Below are 14,658 nucleotides of genomic sequence, written 5' to 3'. Positions count from 1 at the left end.
CTTCGGGCCTCACCCCTGTCCCGGCCACATGGCTCTGAACTGGGCGGTCATGTCGGCGTCCGTCTGCAGGGTGTTGTCGACGGACTGGCGTACTCGGTCGCCCGCGTCGATGATCTCCTTGGCGAGCTGGGCGCACTGGGTGAGCATCTGGTTCGGGCCGTCGTCGCGGAAGTGGGCGTTGTAGAAGGCGCTCCCCTCGGCGCCGGTGCCCCATGGCGCGGTCGCCAGCGCCTCCTCGACCCGGGCGATCAGCGTCGCCGAGTCTCGATCGAGGTCATCCGCCATCACGGACCATTGGGAGATGCCCCGGTCCACGATGGGCTTGATGATCTCCGTACCGTCCCAGAGTCTCATCCGTTGCCCTCCATCCGGTTGGCGAGCTGTTCCAGCACGGCGTCGATGTCGCCGTCGAGGTGTGCCTGGAGTTCCGCACGGGGGACCACCGGCTCGAAGATCTCCAGGACGCGTTGCTGAGCCTTGGCCGTCGCCCGCTGGGCTGTGTCGGTGATGACGTCCGCGAGGTGCCGTGCGTCGGGCCGCCGGTAGATGCGCGGGTCGAGGTCGAGCCTGACGAGTTCGCCGCGCGCGCTGACCGTCACCGACACCAGGCCGTCACGCGAGGTCTCGGTGATCTGGACCGTTCTGGCCTGCGCGTAGAGTTCGGGGCCTCGGTCCTGGATCTCGCGGAACATGTCGCGCAGCTCGTCGGTGTATGCCCTCATCGCCGCCGCGTCGGGCCGGTCGGGCGATTCCATGACATACCACTCCCAGAAGCTGTCGCGCCTGCCTCTTACGCCACTTCCGTGTTACTAGCTAGTTTCTGTCACATGAACGGCAGTAGACAAGAGGGTGGTTCAAAGTTGTTATTTCCCGACATGTGCAGATACGGAGTGTTCACGTAGATCGTTTGCCTCTGTCCGCGGTACCCAGATGCGGTACACACCCCGCTCGACCCGCTCCAGCCCGAGCTCGGTCGCGGTGAGCGCCGAGGCGCCCAGATATTCGAGCAGCAGGTGCCCGTCGCGCTCGTCGTGCACCTGGAACCGTTCGCCCCGCCAGTCGCACACCGTCGTCACGAAGTCCAGGGCCGCGCACTCCTCCGCGGGAACCGTACGGACGTGGCAGCCCGGCTCGACCTCCTCGAAACCGTCCGCCGGCTCGGGGCGGCGCAGCCGTACCCACAGCTCAAGGGAGTGCGGCTCGGGGCTGGCCACATAGTCCGCGCCCTGCCAGCGCGCCCGGTAGAAATGCAGGCTCATGCGGACCGCCTTTCGACCAGCAGCCAGCGCCGCAGGTCGCCGTGGTAGATCGCGCGCCGGTGCTCGGCGCCCTCGATGGTGAGCTCCCAGATCTCCGCACCGTGCGGCAGGCTCACGCCGTACACCTTGTACTCGCGGATGACGTGGTCGACGTTCGGCACCAGGCCCAGCCCGACGAACGGCGGCTCCTCGATCACCCACCCCGCCACCGCCGCCCGGCTCTCCTCGTCGACCCCGCCGTAGGGGGTGCGGTAGAGGTCGAGGCCGACGGGACGCCAGCGCAGGATGTTCAGCGAGCCGCTCTCAGCGATCATGTCCGGCTGACCGAGCGCCGCCGCCAGGACGGCGGGCGTGGCGATGTGCGAAACGTCCAGGGCGTGGTGGCAGTAGCCGGACACCCTCGGCTCGCCACCGGTCAGCAGGTCGCTCACGGCGGTGGGGGAGAGCAGCTTCTGCACCGCCGGCACCCCCGACTCGGGGTCGAGCACGAGGTCCACCGTCAGGGTGGGCACCGCCAGCCTGGCCACCGTCCCCGACTCCAGCATGAACGCCGTCGCCAGCCCCGGATTGATCGCCAGCCCCCAACGCGGGTCCGGCCATCCGGCGGCCAGCTCCACCAGGGAAGCGATGCGGCAGTGCGTGGCGACACCGCCCGTGGACAGCCGCATCGCCTCGACGGAGGTGAAGGCGAGCAGCCAGGTCCGCTCGGAGTCGCCGGCCGTCGCCCACGCGGGCGCCTCCGTCCCCGCGGCCGCCGCGGCGGTGATCGGCAGCGACAGGTCGGCGTGGCGCAACAGGCTCAGTCCCCAGGACTCCTGGCCATCCGCACGGGCCGCGCACAACCGCTCCTCGAACGGCGTGGCCGGATGTTGATCACTCAATGTCATCCGCTCAGTCTGCCCCCTCTCCCCGGCCCTCACCGTGCGGGATGTCACGTCTCGGTCGTGGAGGACGTCTCTATTAGGGAGGGGAGACGACAAGGAGGGCGGATATGCCGGCAGCGACCGAAGCGGAGGCCATGGAGGTCGCGGATTTCGAAAAGCACCGCGAGCTGATGTTCGGAGTGGCGTACCGGGTGCTCGGCAGTGTGGCCGACGCCGAGGACGTCGTTCAGGAGTCATGGCTGAGGTGGAGCCGCGTCGACCACGACTGGGTCGTCGACCCGCAGTCCTTTCTCGTCCAGGTGGTGACCAGGCTCTCGCTCGACCGGCTGCGCCGGGCCAAAGCGAGGAGGGAGGCGTACGTGGGTCCTTGGCTCCCCGAGCCGTTGCCGACCGGGCTCGAACTGGAGGAGGGCGCCGAGCTGGCCGACTCGGTGTCGATGGCGATGATGGTGGTGCTGGAGACGCTTTCGCCGCTGGAACGGGTGGTGTTCGTGCTGCGGGAGGCGTTCCAGTTCTCCTTCGCCGAGATCGCCGGCATTCTCGGCCGTTCCGAGACGGCGGTGCGACAGCTCGCCCGCCGTGCCCGATCGCACGTACGCGACCGCCGCCTCCGTTTCCACCAGGACCGAAGGGTCTGCAGGCAGGTGACGGAGCGGTTTCTGGCGGCCTGCCTGGGCGCCGACCTCGACGGGCTGCTCAACCTGCTCGCCCCCGACGTGACGGTGTGGGTCGACGGGAACGGCCGCCGCGGCGCGGCCAAGACCCCCGTCCAGGGCGCGGCCAAGGTCAGCCGCCTGCTGGTGCACGGACTGCGCCGGGTGCTGGGGCCGCAGGCCGCCGGGCTGGGCGGCGGGACGATCGCCGAGGTCAACGGCGGGCCGGCGGCGCTGATCGTCGCCGAGGGCAAGCTGCTCGCCGTGCTCGTGGTCGACGTCGATCGTGTCAGCGATCGGGTGTCGAAGGTCTGGATCATCGCGAACGAGGACAAGCTCGGGAGCGTCGAAGAAGGGGGACGTGCGTGAGTCAGCTGACCGAGGTCCCGAAGGCCGTCGCCCGGCCGTCGAGCTTCCTGGATCAGCGTCTGGGCGGGGCGAACTTTCTCAAGCGCAACATGCGCAAGATCTTTCCCGACCATTGGTCGTTCCTGCTGGGCGAGATCGCGCTCTACTCGTTCATCATCCTTTTGCTGACGGGAACGTTCCTAACGTTATGGTTCAAGCCGAGCATGGGGGAGATTGCGTACGACGGCTCGTACGCGCCGTTGAACGGCGTCATGATGTCGGAGGCCTACGCGTCGTCGCTGGAGATCAGCTTCGACGTGCGCGGCGGCCTGTTGGTCCGGCAGATGCACCACTGGGCGGCCCTGCTGTTCATCGCCGGGATGATGGCCCACTCGCTGCGGGTGTTCTTCACCGGCGCCTACCGCAAGCCACGCGAGCTCAACTGGCTCATCGGCGTCCTGCTGCTCACGCTGGCGCTGTTCGAGGGCCTGACCGGCTATTCGCTGCCCGACGACCTGCTGTCCGGCGCCGGCCTGCGGGTCACCGAGGGTGTGGTGATCTCGCTGCCGCTGGTGGGCTCGTACATCAGGTTCTTCCTGTTCGGCGGGGAGTATCCGGGCGATGAGGTGATCTCCCGCTTCTACTCGATCCACATCCTGCTCCTGCCCGGCATCATCCTGGCGCTGGTGTTGGCGCACCTGGTGCTCATGTGGGTGCAGAAGCACACGCAGATGCCCGGAAAGGGGCGTACTAATAAGAACGTTGTGGGCGGGCCGTTCTACCCGGCCTTCATGGCCAAGGCGGGCGCGTTCTTCCTGTTCACGCTGGGCGTCGTCGCGGGGCTGGCCACGTTCACGCAGATCAACCCGATCTGGCTGTACGGGCCCTACACGCCCGCGGACATCTCCGCCGGCTCCCAGCCCGACTTCTACCTGGCCTTCCTCGAAGGCGCGCTGCGCATCATGCCGTCGTGGGAGATCAACCTCTTCGGCACCGGTCACGCGGGTACCCTGCCGCTGAGCGTGATCATCCCGGCCCTGGTGCCGCTGGGGATCATCGTGGTGGGCATGGCGCTCTACCCGTTCGCCGAACGCTGGATCACCGGCGACAACCGCGAGCACCACATCGCCGACCGGCCGCGCAACAACCCCCACCGCACCTCGATCGGCATGTCGGCCATCGTGTTCTACGGCGTGCTGTGGCTGTTCGGCGCCAACGACGAACTCTCCACGACCTTCCACATCAGCCTGAACGTCACCACGTACGCGGGCCGGGTGCTGATCTTCCTGGCACCGTCGCTGGCCTACATCATCACCTACCGTGTCTGCCTCGGGCTTCAGCGCAGCGACACCCGGCTCGTGGCGCACGGGGTGGAGACCGGCGTGATCAAGCGGCTGCCGCACGGCGAGTTCGTCGAGGTGCACGCGCCGATGGCGGAGGACATCGAGGCCCACATCCGAGGCAAGGAGCCCGTGCCGATGCTCGCGAACGGCGACAACGGCTCGGGCGTTCCGCCGAAGGGTGTGCGCGGGCCGCTGGGCCGGCTGCGGGGCCGCATGGCCAGGGCCTACGGGGGAGAGAAGGTCCCACTCGAACCCGTCTCCGCAGAGGAGGACGTGCCTGTCGGCGCGGGCGGCGAGGGACGCCGTCTGACGCCCTGAGGGGGTGGCGCCGGCGGGCCTTCGGACCCCGGCCCGCCGGTGCCGCGCCCAGGAGCCTCAGTGCGGCGGCTCCTGGTCAGTGGCGGGCGGCGTCACGGCCACCGGGCGGATCTCGCTGAACAGCGTGAGCGTCGCAGGCCGCAGGCGCCGCCGTGCGTGCTCCGGCCAGCGCAGGCGTACGGACGGGAACACCGACTCCAGCACGATCTTGAGGTAGCGCACGGACCGCCCGGAGGGGACCTTCGCGCAGAGACCGGACACGGGCGCCATGGTGTGCCGCCGTCCGAGCCGCAGCCGGGCGGACCCGCTGACGTACGACCCGTCGTGGTCGAGGTCCACCGACTCCCACACCAGCGCGGGCTCCTCCTCCGCACGCAGCCAGGCGGGTGGGACGGTCAGGGGGAGCCGCAGCCTGAACCCGGCCAGCGACCCGCCCGCGCCCAGGTAGAACGAACCCTCGAACGAGGACAGCTCGTGCAGCGCCAGGGCGCGCGTCGACACCAGCGCCTCGCTGGCGCTCATGTCGATGCGCCAGGCGTGCGGATCGGTGGAGGAGGCGTTCGGCAGGGGTGCCAAGAGAACTCACCTCATGCGTGTGAAGTCCGGTCTCTGTAAGGAAGACGCACCGTGCGCCGCGGACGTGACATCGAGGATGTGACGCGGCACATGTCACATTCGCCGGGCGGGGCGCGTCTTCCCTACAGGAGCGGTGCTCGGGCGTCTGTGCCCGCGGGCACCGGCGGTGTTACATTTCGATCGATGAGGAGCACGTGGAAACCATCCACGTTGAGCACCCGCCCGGGCTCCCCTCTCCGAATCCCGGCGATCCACCGGGCGGCAGAGCACACCGCGAGCATGTCGACAAGATGCCGGCGCCCCGATGTCACGGGCGGGGAGCGTACGAGGCAACATCACTGCTCCAGTGCGGCCGCCTGGCGGCACGCATCCATCGCAGGTCATCGGATCGGAGACACACCAGCGGGAGGGCGCATGGGGGTAGGGGATCCTTCGGACCGGACGGGCGAGGAATGGCGGGGGCAGGACGACGAGGACGACGCGGCCGCGCAGGCCTTCCGTCAGCACGAGAACCTGCTGTACTCGATGGCCCACAGCATGCTCGGCGACCACGACGAGGCCCAGGCGGTCGTACGCGAGACACGCGCCCACTGGCTGGCCCAGTCGAGCGCCCACCCGTCCAGGTCGCCCACCGGGCTGGTCCGCCTGGCCACCGTGCTGGCGCTGGCCCGCCTGCGTACCGCTCAGTCCAACGGCGAGTCGCACCTCGGCCCGTGGCTGCCGGAACCGCTCAGGGACGAGCCCGAGCTGGTCCTGGCCGAATCGGTGTCGGCGGGCATCTCCGCGGTGTTCGACGTCCTCGACGCCGACAAGCGCATCGTGTTCCTGCTACGCCATGCCTTCGGGCTTCCTTACGCCGACATCGCCGCGATGATCGGCCGCCCGGAGCGCAACGTACGGCAGCTCGACACCGAGGCCCAGGCCCGGGTCCGCTGCGAGGTGTGGCCCCCGAGGTACGGCCAGCCGCCCAGGAAACGGCGGGCCCACCGGCGGCCGGGGTCGCCCGCGGAAGAGTCGTGAGCCGCCCGCTCGGGGCCCCGTGCAACTGTGGAACGCGCCCAGTTGCACGCCTTCGTCGTCAGCGCTCCGTCAGGCCGTACAGGTTGCCGTCGGCGTCGGCGATCTGCGCCCACCTGCTGCCCTCGCGCCACGGCGTGGCCTGCGGCGCCACGACGATCTCGACGCCGCGGGCGCGCAGGCCGGCACACGTGCCGTCGAGGTCGTCGCAGTCGAACCAGCCGTGGGTCATCCGGCCGGCCCGCTCGCGCAGCATCTCCAGCAGGGCGGGTTCGACGGCGGCCAGCGCGACGCAGGTCTCGGCGCCCGGCGGCCGGACCTCGACCCAGCGCCGGTCCGCGCCGTAGGGCAGGTCGGCCGTCAGCTCGAAGCCGAGCGCCTCGGTCAGGAATTCCAGGGTCCTGCTCTGGTCGCTGACGTAGAGCACCGACAGCCTGGGGTTGGTGATCATCACGCTCCTTCCGGTAGGGCGAGTTCGAGACCGCGCAGGCGGGCCGGCTCGCCGATGACCTCGATGGCGGTGATGCGATCGTCGTCGATGGTGAGGCGCAGCACCAGCCGTAGCCGTCCGAGTGGCGCGACGGCGATGGCGAGGGCGCCGTCGACGAGGATCGGCCGCGCGAAGTGGGCCCGGCCGGAGTTGGCCAGCGTCTCCTGCGTGAGGCGGTGGGCGCCGCGGATCTCCAGCTCTTCCCCCGGGCGGGTGGAGACGTCGCTTCTGCGGACCACGTCGGGGGCGAGCACCGCCAGCAGCCCCTCCAGGTCGCCGGCGCGGGAGGCGGCGAGGAAGGCGTCGACGACCTCGCGCCGGCGGGTGAAGTCGGCGGCCGAGACGACGGCCGTGCCGTGGACGCGCTGACGGGCGCGGCTGGCGAGCTTCTTGGTGGCGGCCGTCGAGCGTTCGACGATCTCGGCGATCTCCTCGAACGGCACCGCGAACAGGTCGTGCAGGACGAAGGCGACGCGCTCGGCGGGCGCCAGCGTGTCGAGGACGACGAGCAGGGCGAGCCCCACGGAGTCGGCCAGCACCGCCTCGTCGGCCGGGTCGGTCGCCGGGTCGGGCGGCGCGAGCTTGTCGAGTTCGGCCAGGTCGGCGAATTCCTCGCCACGTCGTCGCTGTGAACGCAGCATGTCGAGGCAGATTCGTGAGACGATCTTCGTGAGCCATGCGTTCAGATTGGTCACGCCCTCGGCGCCGGCCCTGCTGGCGCGCAACCATGCCTCCTGCACTGCGTCTTCCGCCTCGTCGGCCGAGCCGAGCATGCGGTACGCGACGTCGCGCAGCCTGCCGCGGGAGCGGTCGAAGCGTTGGGCCAACTCGGCCTGAGTGTCCATCGGTCACCTTTCGTCGAGGCCGTACGTCCTATCTGTAGGGCGCGAACCGACAGAGGATTGACAAGGGGACGGGCATGTCCGTACTCATAGGTAGCCACATGGCCAACGACGGCGCTATCGAGACGGTGTTTGCGCCCGTGAAGACGGAGCAACCGGGGGACCTTCGATATGCATACTATCGTCGCACCGCCCGCACCACGCGACCACTTGACCGGCGTGGTCACCACGGTGTCCGCGCGTGAGCCTGCCCTGCCCGCGACCTGGCACGCCCACCGGGCGTTGATCAGAAGGGCCCGAGGCCAGGCGCCGGTGGCGCGTCCTCCGCCGATGCGCGGTGATCCAGGACCTCCGCCGTCAACCAGCCAGACCGGCTCACCGTCCAGGCCGCAAGAGGGATCACTCACCCCACGGCCCGCGACTCTTCTTCTGCCATTGACCTTTTCAATGGCTGTTCTTCATGATTCCTCGGCAGAATCCGCCGCATCCGGCCCGGGTCATGAACGTTTTTCGCCCGGCGCGCCCCCCATCGACATCCGAGCCATTCGCTCTGGAACTCGATGCGATTCGGAATCTAAGCTGACGCTCGACGCCTCCCCGTGAAGAATTCACCCCTGTCCTTATTCCTTTGTTAAGGAAGGCTCTGCTGTGACGCTTCACACCGCCGCCGAAGCTGATCGAAATGTCGCGACTTCACTGCCCGGTGCGGTTGACCTGCTGCACGAATTGCCGCAGGAAGTCGTTCCCATTCGGGATCTTTTTCCCGCACTCTCCCCGCGTGAGAGGCGTGAGGACCCGGCGCACGTCCGCCTGCTGGCGGAAAATGAGGCGAGTGCCGAACCGCTGCTCGTGCACCGTCCGACGATGAGAGTGATCGACGGCATGCACCGCTTACGCGCGGCCGTGCTGCGGGGCCGGACAGCCGTCTGCGTGCGGTTCTTCGACGGCACCGAGGCCGACGCTTTCGTGCTCTCGGTCCAGCTCAACGTCCGGCACGGGCTGCCGTTGACGCTGGACGAGCGCAAGGCCGCGGCCCAGCGGATCATCGGCTCGCATCCGCACTGGTCGGACCGGGCGATCGCCGAGCGCACCGGGCTGAGCGCCAAGACCGTGGGCAAGGTGCGCAGGCTGGCCGGCCAGGCCTCGCACCTGCCCAGCAGGCTCGGGCGCGACGGCAGGTCCAGGCCGGTCAGCAGCATCGACGCCCGCCGCAGCGCGGCCGCCATGCTGGCCGCCAACTCCGAGATCTCCCTGCGTGAGCTGTCACGCAAGACCGGCCTGTCCGTCGGCACCGTCAGGGACGTCCGCGACAGGGTCGGCCGAGGCCAGGACCCCGTTCCTGAACGGCTGCGCGGCGAGGAGGACCCCGCACCGCAGGCCCGGCGGCGCGCGGAGGCCCACCGGCCGCAGCACGACGCCGCCGCCGTGGCGGAGACGTCGTTGCTGATCAGGAAGCTCACCCGCGACCCGTCGCTGCGCGCCACGGAGACCGGACGGCTGCTGCTGCGCATGCTGCTGACCACCGAGGTGGCCGCGGCCCACCGCGCGCAGATCGCCGAGGCGGTGCCCACGCATTGCGCGCCGCTCATTCGCGCCGCCCTGCTCAGATTCTGCGAGGACCTGAAAGGTCTCGCGCACATGATGCCGCCACAGCGCGAACAATCCCTGCGCTAGTCGTTTATCAACGCAAATCCACGGCAGAGTTTCTTCTGCCTGCACCGGGACGTGGAATATCGTGCACCAGTCCGTAAGCAACGGAGGGTTCGTGATGGAAGACACCGAGCACTACCCCGGAAACAGCACGGACGCCGCGCTCAGAAAGAAGAACCGAGCGACGGTGGAAAAGTACATGAACACCAGGGGACAAGAACGCCTGCGGCGGCACCTGCTCTTCACCGAGGACGGCGTCGGCGGCCTCTGGACGAATGACACCGGCCGGCCGATCGCCATTCGCGGCCGCGACCGGCTCGGCGAGCACGCGGTCTGGTCGCTGCAGTGCTTCCCCGACTGGGTCTGGTACAACATCGAGATCTTCGAGACCCAGGACCCGAACGTCTTCTGGGTCGAGTGCGACGGCACGGGCCTCATCCGCTTCCCCGGATACCCCGAGGGCCACTACCACAACCACTTCCTGCACTCCTTCCACCTGGAGGACGGCCAGATCAAGCTGCAGCGGGAGTTCATGAACCCGAACGAGCAGCTACGCGCGCTGGGGATCCCGATCCCGGAGATCAAGCGCGAGGGAATCCCGACCTGATCCAGGCGGGCGCCCGAGGACGGCACCCGGGCGATGACCATAGACGCCTAACCAATGGAGAGATCGTGGACTACGTCATGCCCGACATCCGGCTGAGCACCGCCGTTCAGCAGCCGGAATGGAGCGACCTGGAACAGGTGGAGCGCGTGGGCAGGGTGCTCGCCTCGCGCCCCGCGCTGGTACGCGCCGCCGACGTGCGGACCCTGCGCTCCCTCCTCGCCGAGGTCGCGGCGGGGAAGTCCCTGGTCGTGCAGGCAGGGGACTGCGCGGAGAACCCGGAGGACTGCACGCAGGAGCACGTCAGCCGCAAGACGGCGGCGCTCGACATATTCGCGGGCGCGCTCAAGATGGTCACCCGCAAACCGGTGCTCAGGGTGGGGCGCATCGGCGGCCAGTTCGCCAAGCCGCGCTCCAACCCCACGGAGAAGGTCGGCGACCTGACCCTCCCGGTGTTCCGCGGTCACCTGGTCAACGGCCCCGAGCCGACGCAGGAGAGCAGGCAGGCCGATCCGCTGCGCATCCTCACCGGTTACATGGCGGCCGGCGACATCATGGAGCACCTGGGCTGGCGCGGCGCGTTCAGCCGGCCGGCCGGCGACCCGCCGGTGTGGACCAGCCATGAGGCGCTGCTGCTCGACTACGAGGTGCCCATGCTGCGGCGGGACCCGACGGGGACGCTCATCCTCGGCTCCACCCACTGGCCGTGGATCGGCGAGCGCACCAGGCAGGTGAACGGCGCGCACGTCACCATGCTGGCCGAGGTCGCCAACCCGGTCGCCTGCAAGGTGGGCCCGAAGATGACCAAGGACGAGCTGCTCGCCCTGTGCGATCGGCTCGACCCGGAACGCGAGCCCGGCCGGCTCACCCTGATCGCCAGGATGGGCGCGGACACGGTGGGCTACGCGCTGCCGCCGCTGGTCGAGACCGTGCGCTCGGAGGGGCACCCGGTCATCTGGCTGTGCGACCCGATGCACGCCAACACGGTCGTCACCCCAGACGGCCACAAGACCCGCCTGGTGCCGGCCGTCATGCGGGAGGTACGCGAGTTCGTGGCCGCGGTCGAGTCGGCCTCCGGCGTGGCCGGCGGCCTGCACCTGGAGACCACGCCGGACGACGTCACCGAGTGCGCCACGGACGAGAGCGACTTCGCCCAGGTGGGCGAGCGCTACACGAGTTTCTGCGACCCGCGGCTCACCCTGTGGCAGGCGGTCTCCGTGATCTCCGCCTGGGGCGGCTGACCCGCATCACCCGACCAGAAAGGACGGCCATGCCCGGCATCCCGGCAATCGAGCCGTATTCGCTCTTCACCGCGGGCGACCTGCCGCGCAACACCGCTCAATGGACCCCCGACCCCGATCGCGCGGTCCTGCTCATCCACGACATGCAGCGTTACTTCGTCGGCTTCTTCCCCGAGGCGATGCGCGAGGAGCTCGTCGGCAACGTCGCGCACGTCCGCGGGCGTGCCGCCGCGCTCGGCGTCCCGGTGGGCTACACGGCCCAGCCCGGCGACATGACCCCCGAGGAACGGGGCCTGCTCAAGGACTTCTGGGGGCCGGGCATGCGCCGCGCCCCCGCCGACCGGCTGGTGGTCGACGAGCTGGCCCCCGCGCCCGGCGACTGGATGTTCACCAAGTGGCGCTACAGCGCGTTCTTCCGCTCCGACCTGCTGGAGCGCATCCGGGCGAGCGGGCGCGACCAGCTCGTCGTGTGCGGCGTGTACGCGCACGTCGGCGTCCTGATGACGGCGATCGACGCGTTCACTAACGACCTGGAGACCTTCCTGGTCGCCGACGCCGTCGCCGACTTCACCCCGGCCTACCACCGGCTGGCCCTCGAATACGCGGCCGAGCGCTGCGCCCTCCTCGTCACCGCCAAGGAGGTGTTCCCATGACCGAGCTTGTCGAGGTCATCAGTAAGCAGGGGGAACATGAGCCCGACGAAGGAGGGCTCATGATCGATCTGTTAGGGGAGGTGCTGGAGTTACGCCCGGCGGCGTTCGCGCTGCTGCACCGCCCGGAGGTCACCGGCCCCGACACGCTGGACGTCGTGGTCGGAGAGGTCTCCCACGTGAGCGAGCTTGCGGACCTGCCGCTCCCCGACCGGGAGGGCGCCGGGCACGACCTGCTGGCGATCATCCCGTACCGGCAGATCCGCGAGCGCGGCTTCGTCTACGCCGACGAGGACGCCCCGCTGATCGCGATGACGATCACCGCACAGCAGACGATCCCCGTGCGGGAGGCCGTGGCCAGGATCCCCGACCAGGCCATCACGGTCTCTGACGGGCACTTCGACGTCGGAGACGACGACTACGCCGAGATCGTCCGCAGGGTGATCAAGGAGGCGATCGGCGAGGGGGAGGGCGCCAACTTCGTCATCAAGCGCTCCTTCGTCACCGACATCAGCGACTACACGCCGCGCCGCGCGCTGGCCTTCTTCCGGCGGCTGCTGGAGATCGAGTCGAGCGCGTACTGGACGTTCGTCATCCACACCGGGGAGCGCACGTTCGTCGGGGCCACGCCGGAGCGGCACATCACGCTGCGCGACGGCCTGGCGACCATGAACCCGATCAGCGGCACCTACCGCTACCCGCCCTCGGGCCCCGCGCTGCCCGACGTCATGGACTTCCTCGCCGACCGCAAGGAGTCGGAGGAGCTCTACATGGTCCTGGACGAAGAGCTCAAGATGATGACCAGGATCTGCGAGCTGGGCGTGCGGGTGCAGGGGCCGAGGCTGAAGGAGATGGCGCGACTGGCCCACACCGAGTACTTCATCGAGGGCGACACCGACTGGGACGTACGCGACATCCTGCGCGAGACGATGTTCGCCCCGACGGTCACCGGCAGCCCGCTGGAGAACGCCTGCCGCGTCATCGCCCGGCACGAGCCGCACGGGCGCGGCTACTACAGCGGTGTCGCCGCCCTCATCGGACGCGACGCGTCGGGCGGGCGCACCCTCGACTCCTCCATCCTCATCCGCACGGCCGACATCGACGCCTCGGGCAGGACCCGCATCGGCGTCGGCGCGACCCTCGTCCGTCACTCCGACCCGGCCTCGGAGGTCGCCGAGACCCACGCCAAGGCCGCCGGCCTGCTCGCGGCGCTGGAGACGCCGTCCACCACCAGGCTGGGCACGCACCCTCGGGTACGCGACGCGCTGAGCAGGCGCAACGCCACCATCGCGGGCTTCTGGCTGGGCGAGGGCCAGGACAGCGCGGCGGCGCGGCCCGCGCTGGCGGGCTGCCGCACGCTGATCGTCGACGCCGAGGACACCTTCACCTCGATGCTCGACCACCAGCTCCGCACCATGGACATGCGGGTGACCGTTCGCCGCTACGACGAGGTGTCCTCCCTCGACGGCTACGACTTCGTGGTGCTCGGCCCAGGCCCCGGCGATCCGCGCGACCTCCGGCACACGAAGATCGCCTATCTGCGGTCGGCCGCCGACACCCTGCTGGCCGCGCGCCGCCCGTTCCTGGCGGTCTGCCTGAGCCACCAGGTGCTGTCCACGCGGCTCGGGTTCGAGCTGCGCCGCAAGGAGGAGCCGAACCAGGGCGTCCAGAAGGAGATCGACCTGTTCGGCAGGGCCGAACGGGTGGGCTTCTACAACACCTTCGCCGCCCGCGCCGCCGCCGGCGCGAGCGTCGTGGACGGCGTGGGCGAGGTGGAGATCTGCCACGACCCGGCGACGGGGGAGGTGCACGCGCTGCGCGGGCCGCGCTTCTCCTCCATCCAGTTCCACGCCGAGTCGGTGCTCACCCAGAACGGCCCGCGCATTCTCGCCTCCCTCATCGAAAGGGCGCTGGCCGCATGATCACCATGGACGCCACGCACGAGTACGTGGTGGTCGACTCCTTCACCGACACGCCGCTGCGCGGCAACCCGGTCGCGGTCTTCTTCGAGGCCGACGACCTGGACGCCGAGCGCATGCAGAGCATCGGCAAGGAGATGAACCTGTCGGAGGTCACGTTCGTCCTGCGGCCCAAGCTCGGGGGAGAGGCGCACATCCGCATCTTCACGCCGGTCAACGAGCTGCCGTTCGCCGGGCACCCGCTGCTGGGCACCGCGATCGCGCTCGGCGAGCGGCTCGGCAGGGACCGGCTGCGGCTGGAGACCGCGATGGGCGTCATCGACTTCGAGGTGACGCGCGCGGGCGGGCGGGTCGCGGCCCGGATGGAGCAGCCGATCCCGACCTGGGAGCGGTTCGGGCGGGCGGAGGAGCTGCTGGCCGCGCTCGGCATCGAGGGCTCCGAGCTGCCCGTGGAGATCTACACCAACGGCCCCAGGCACGTGTTCGTGGGGCTGGAGAGCCTGGAGGCGCTCTCCCGGGTCAACCCCGACCACCGGGCACTGGCCGCCTTCCCCGACATGGCGACCAACTGCATTGCGGGGTCGGGGACGAACTGGCGCAACCGCATGTTCTCGCCCGCCTATGGCGTGACCGAGGACGCGGCGACGGGCTCGGCCGCCGGTCCGATCGCCGTCCACCTCGCCCGTCACGGGCGTGCCGAGTACGGCCAGTGGATCGACATCCTCCAGGGCGTCGAGATGGGCCGTCCCTCGCTGATGCGGGCCCGCGCCGAAGGAGCCCGCGACCGCGTCACGTCCGTGCGCGTCGAGGGCGCGGGCGTCACCGTCGCCCGCGGCGTGATCTACGTCTGACGGAGGCCCCGAC

The 14,658-nt window shown here is 69.7% G+C and carries 17 protein-coding genes; 9 read left to right on the top strand and 8 right to left on the bottom strand.

The window, feature by feature from the left end:
- Nucleotides 1–9: 9 nt before the first annotated feature.
- The 4 genes from ACFOY2_RS23440 to ACFOY2_RS23425 all read right to left on the bottom strand — a co-directional run bounded on the left by ACFOY2_RS23440 (nucleotide 10) and on the right by ACFOY2_RS23425 (nucleotide 2,146).
- Nucleotides 10–354: a hypothetical protein gene (locus ACFOY2_RS23440; RefSeq protein ID WP_379530218.1), complete on the bottom strand. Its 345-nt coding sequence runs from the start codon at nucleotides 352–354 to the stop codon at nucleotides 10–12.
- Complete coding sequence (locus tag ACFOY2_RS23435) at nucleotides 351–755, bottom strand: YbaB/EbfC family nucleoid-associated protein (RefSeq protein WP_379530217.1); 405 nt, start codon at nucleotides 753–755, stop codon at nucleotides 351–353. Before ACFOY2_RS23435 ends, ACFOY2_RS23440 begins: the two co-directional genes overlap by 4 nt.
- Nucleotides 756–863: 108 nt before the next feature.
- The gene (locus ACFOY2_RS23430; RefSeq protein WP_379530216.1) at nucleotides 864–1,259 is read right to left on the bottom strand and encodes a hypothetical protein; all 396 of its coding nucleotides are present in this window, start codon (nucleotides 1,257–1,259) and stop codon (nucleotides 864–866) included.
- Complete coding sequence (locus ACFOY2_RS23425; RefSeq protein ID WP_379530215.1) at nucleotides 1,256–2,146, bottom strand: SseB family protein; 891 nt, start codon at nucleotides 2,144–2,146, stop codon at nucleotides 1,256–1,258. Before ACFOY2_RS23425 ends, ACFOY2_RS23430 begins: the two co-directional genes overlap by 4 nt.
- A 104-nt stretch (nucleotides 2,147–2,250) precedes the next feature.
- Between ACFOY2_RS23425 and sigJ the strand changes: the two genes are divergently transcribed.
- Both sigJ and qcrB read left to right on the top strand, forming a co-directional pair.
- Nucleotides 2,251–3,165 (top strand): RNA polymerase sigma factor SigJ, encoded by a 915-nt coding sequence (sigJ, locus tag ACFOY2_RS23420; RefSeq protein WP_379530214.1) that lies wholly within the window; start codon nucleotides 2,251–2,253, stop codon nucleotides 3,163–3,165.
- Nucleotides 3,162–4,805: a cytochrome bc1 complex cytochrome b subunit gene (gene qcrB / locus ACFOY2_RS23415; protein ID WP_379530213.1), complete on the top strand. Its 1,644-nt coding sequence runs from the start codon at nucleotides 3,162–3,164 to the stop codon at nucleotides 4,803–4,805. The genes sigJ and qcrB overlap by 4 nt, the downstream gene beginning before the upstream one ends.
- 57 nt (nucleotides 4,806–4,862) lie before the next feature.
- Here qcrB and ACFOY2_RS23410 read toward each other — a convergent pair whose 3' ends face one another.
- Complete coding sequence (locus ACFOY2_RS23410) at nucleotides 4,863–5,381, bottom strand: hypothetical protein (RefSeq protein ID WP_379530212.1); 519 nt, start codon at nucleotides 5,379–5,381, stop codon at nucleotides 4,863–4,865.
- Between the two features lie 414 nt (nucleotides 5,382–5,795).
- Between ACFOY2_RS23410 and ACFOY2_RS23405 the strand changes: the two genes are divergently transcribed.
- A complete protein-coding gene (locus ACFOY2_RS23405; protein WP_379530211.1) occupies nucleotides 5,796–6,401 on the top strand; it encodes a sigma factor-like helix-turn-helix DNA-binding protein in 606 nt (201 codons plus the stop codon).
- Between the two features lie 58 nt (nucleotides 6,402–6,459).
- On the opposite strand, the gene ACFOY2_RS23400 is transcribed toward ACFOY2_RS23405, so the two are convergent.
- The 3 genes from ACFOY2_RS23400 to ACFOY2_RS23390 all read right to left on the bottom strand — a co-directional run bounded on the left by ACFOY2_RS23400 (nucleotide 6,460) and on the right by ACFOY2_RS23390 (nucleotide 8,585).
- Nucleotides 6,460–6,849 (bottom strand): VOC family protein, encoded by a 390-nt coding sequence (locus ACFOY2_RS23400; protein ID WP_379530210.1) that lies wholly within the window; start codon nucleotides 6,847–6,849, stop codon nucleotides 6,460–6,462.
- Nucleotides 6,849–7,733: a sigma-70 family RNA polymerase sigma factor gene (locus ACFOY2_RS23395; protein ID WP_379530209.1), complete on the bottom strand. Its 885-nt coding sequence runs from the start codon at nucleotides 7,731–7,733 to the stop codon at nucleotides 6,849–6,851. Before ACFOY2_RS23395 ends, ACFOY2_RS23400 begins: the two co-directional genes overlap by 1 nt.
- 690 nt (nucleotides 7,734–8,423) lie before the next feature.
- Nucleotides 8,424–8,585, bottom strand: coding sequence for a hypothetical protein (locus ACFOY2_RS23390; RefSeq protein WP_379530208.1), 162 nt, complete (start codon nucleotides 8,583–8,585; stop codon nucleotides 8,424–8,426).
- A gap of 9 nt (nucleotides 8,586–8,594) precedes the next feature.
- On the opposite strand from ACFOY2_RS23390, the gene ACFOY2_RS23385 reads away from it, so the two are divergent.
- The 6 genes from ACFOY2_RS23385 to ACFOY2_RS23360 all read left to right on the top strand — a co-directional run bounded on the left by ACFOY2_RS23385 (nucleotide 8,595) and on the right by ACFOY2_RS23360 (nucleotide 14,645).
- On the top strand, nucleotides 8,595–9,404 hold the full coding sequence (locus ACFOY2_RS23385) for a chromosome partitioning protein ParB (protein ID WP_379530207.1): 810 nt from the start codon (nucleotides 8,595–8,597) through the stop codon (nucleotides 9,402–9,404).
- Between the two features lie 94 nt (nucleotides 9,405–9,498).
- Nucleotides 9,499–9,987: a PhzA/PhzB family protein gene (locus ACFOY2_RS23380; protein ID WP_379530257.1), complete on the top strand. Its 489-nt coding sequence runs from the start codon at nucleotides 9,499–9,501 to the stop codon at nucleotides 9,985–9,987.
- A gap of 65 nt (nucleotides 9,988–10,052) precedes the next feature.
- The gene (locus ACFOY2_RS23375) at nucleotides 10,053–11,225 is read left to right on the top strand and encodes a 3-deoxy-7-phosphoheptulonate synthase (protein ID WP_379530206.1); all 1,173 of its coding nucleotides are present in this window, start codon (nucleotides 10,053–10,055) and stop codon (nucleotides 11,223–11,225) included.
- A 29-nt stretch (nucleotides 11,226–11,254) separates the two neighbouring features.
- Nucleotides 11,255–11,878, top strand: coding sequence for an isochorismatase family protein (locus tag ACFOY2_RS23370; protein WP_379530205.1), 624 nt, complete (start codon nucleotides 11,255–11,257; stop codon nucleotides 11,876–11,878).
- 59 nt (nucleotides 11,879–11,937) lie between these two features.
- Nucleotides 11,938–13,797, top strand: a complete 1,860-nt coding sequence (locus ACFOY2_RS23365) for an anthranilate synthase family protein (protein ID WP_379530204.1) — start codon at nucleotides 11,938–11,940, stop codon at nucleotides 13,795–13,797.
- Nucleotides 13,794–14,645, top strand: coding sequence for a PhzF family phenazine biosynthesis protein (locus ACFOY2_RS23360; RefSeq protein ID WP_379530203.1), 852 nt, complete (start codon nucleotides 13,794–13,796; stop codon nucleotides 14,643–14,645). The genes ACFOY2_RS23365 and ACFOY2_RS23360 overlap by 4 nt, the downstream gene beginning before the upstream one ends.
- Nucleotides 14,646–14,658 lie beyond the last annotated feature (13 nt).

The sequence above is a fragment of the Nonomuraea purpurea genome, assembly GCF_042650645.1.
GTDB classification, from domain to species: domain Bacteria; phylum Actinomycetota; class Actinomycetes; order Streptosporangiales; family Streptosporangiaceae; genus Nonomuraea; species Nonomuraea purpurea.
Note: the sequence above shows the minus strand (reverse complement) of the source record. Positions and strands in the feature narration are given on the sequence as shown.

What these genes read in the sequence shown, in the direction of transcription:
- sigJ (WP_379530214.1), top strand. Translation starts at nt 2,251, where the DNA reads ATGCCGGCAGCGACCGAAGCGGAGGCCATGGAGGTCGCGGATTTCGAA.
- ACFOY2_RS23385 (WP_379530207.1), top strand. Translation starts at nt 8,595, where the DNA reads ATGAGAGTGATCGACGGCATGCACCGCTTACGCGCGGCCGTGCTGCGG.
- ACFOY2_RS23370 (WP_379530205.1), top strand. Translation starts at nt 11,255, where the DNA reads ATGCCCGGCATCCCGGCAATCGAGCCGTATTCGCTCTTCACCGCGGGC.
- ACFOY2_RS23400 (WP_379530210.1), bottom strand. Translation starts at nt 6,849, where the DNA reads ATGATCACCAACCCCAGGCTGTCGGTGCTCTACGTCAGCGACCAGAGC.
- ACFOY2_RS23395 (WP_379530209.1), bottom strand. Translation starts at nt 7,733, where the DNA reads ATGGACACTCAGGCCGAGTTGGCCCAACGCTTCGACCGCTCCCGCGGC.
- ACFOY2_RS23405 (WP_379530211.1), top strand. Translation starts at nt 5,796, where the DNA reads ATGGGGGTAGGGGATCCTTCGGACCGGACGGGCGAGGAATGGCGGGGG.
- ACFOY2_RS23365 (WP_379530204.1), top strand. Translation starts at nt 11,938, where the DNA reads ATGATCGATCTGTTAGGGGAGGTGCTGGAGTTACGCCCGGCGGCGTTC.
- ACFOY2_RS23440 (WP_379530218.1), bottom strand. Translation starts at nt 354, where the DNA reads ATGAGACTCTGGGACGGTACGGAGATCATCAAGCCCATCGTGGACCGG.
- ACFOY2_RS23435 (WP_379530217.1), bottom strand. Translation starts at nt 755, where the DNA reads ATGGAATCGCCCGACCGGCCCGACGCGGCGGCGATGAGGGCATACACC.
- ACFOY2_RS23360 (WP_379530203.1), top strand. Translation starts at nt 13,794, where the DNA reads ATGATCACCATGGACGCCACGCACGAGTACGTGGTGGTCGACTCCTTC.
- ACFOY2_RS23425 (WP_379530215.1), bottom strand. Translation starts at nt 2,146, where the DNA reads ATGACATTGAGTGATCAACATCCGGCCACGCCGTTCGAGGAGCGGTTG.
- ACFOY2_RS23430 (WP_379530216.1), bottom strand. Translation starts at nt 1,259, where the DNA reads ATGAGCCTGCATTTCTACCGGGCGCGCTGGCAGGGCGCGGACTATGTG.
- ACFOY2_RS23380 (WP_379530257.1), top strand. Translation starts at nt 9,499, where the DNA reads ATGGAAGACACCGAGCACTACCCCGGAAACAGCACGGACGCCGCGCTC.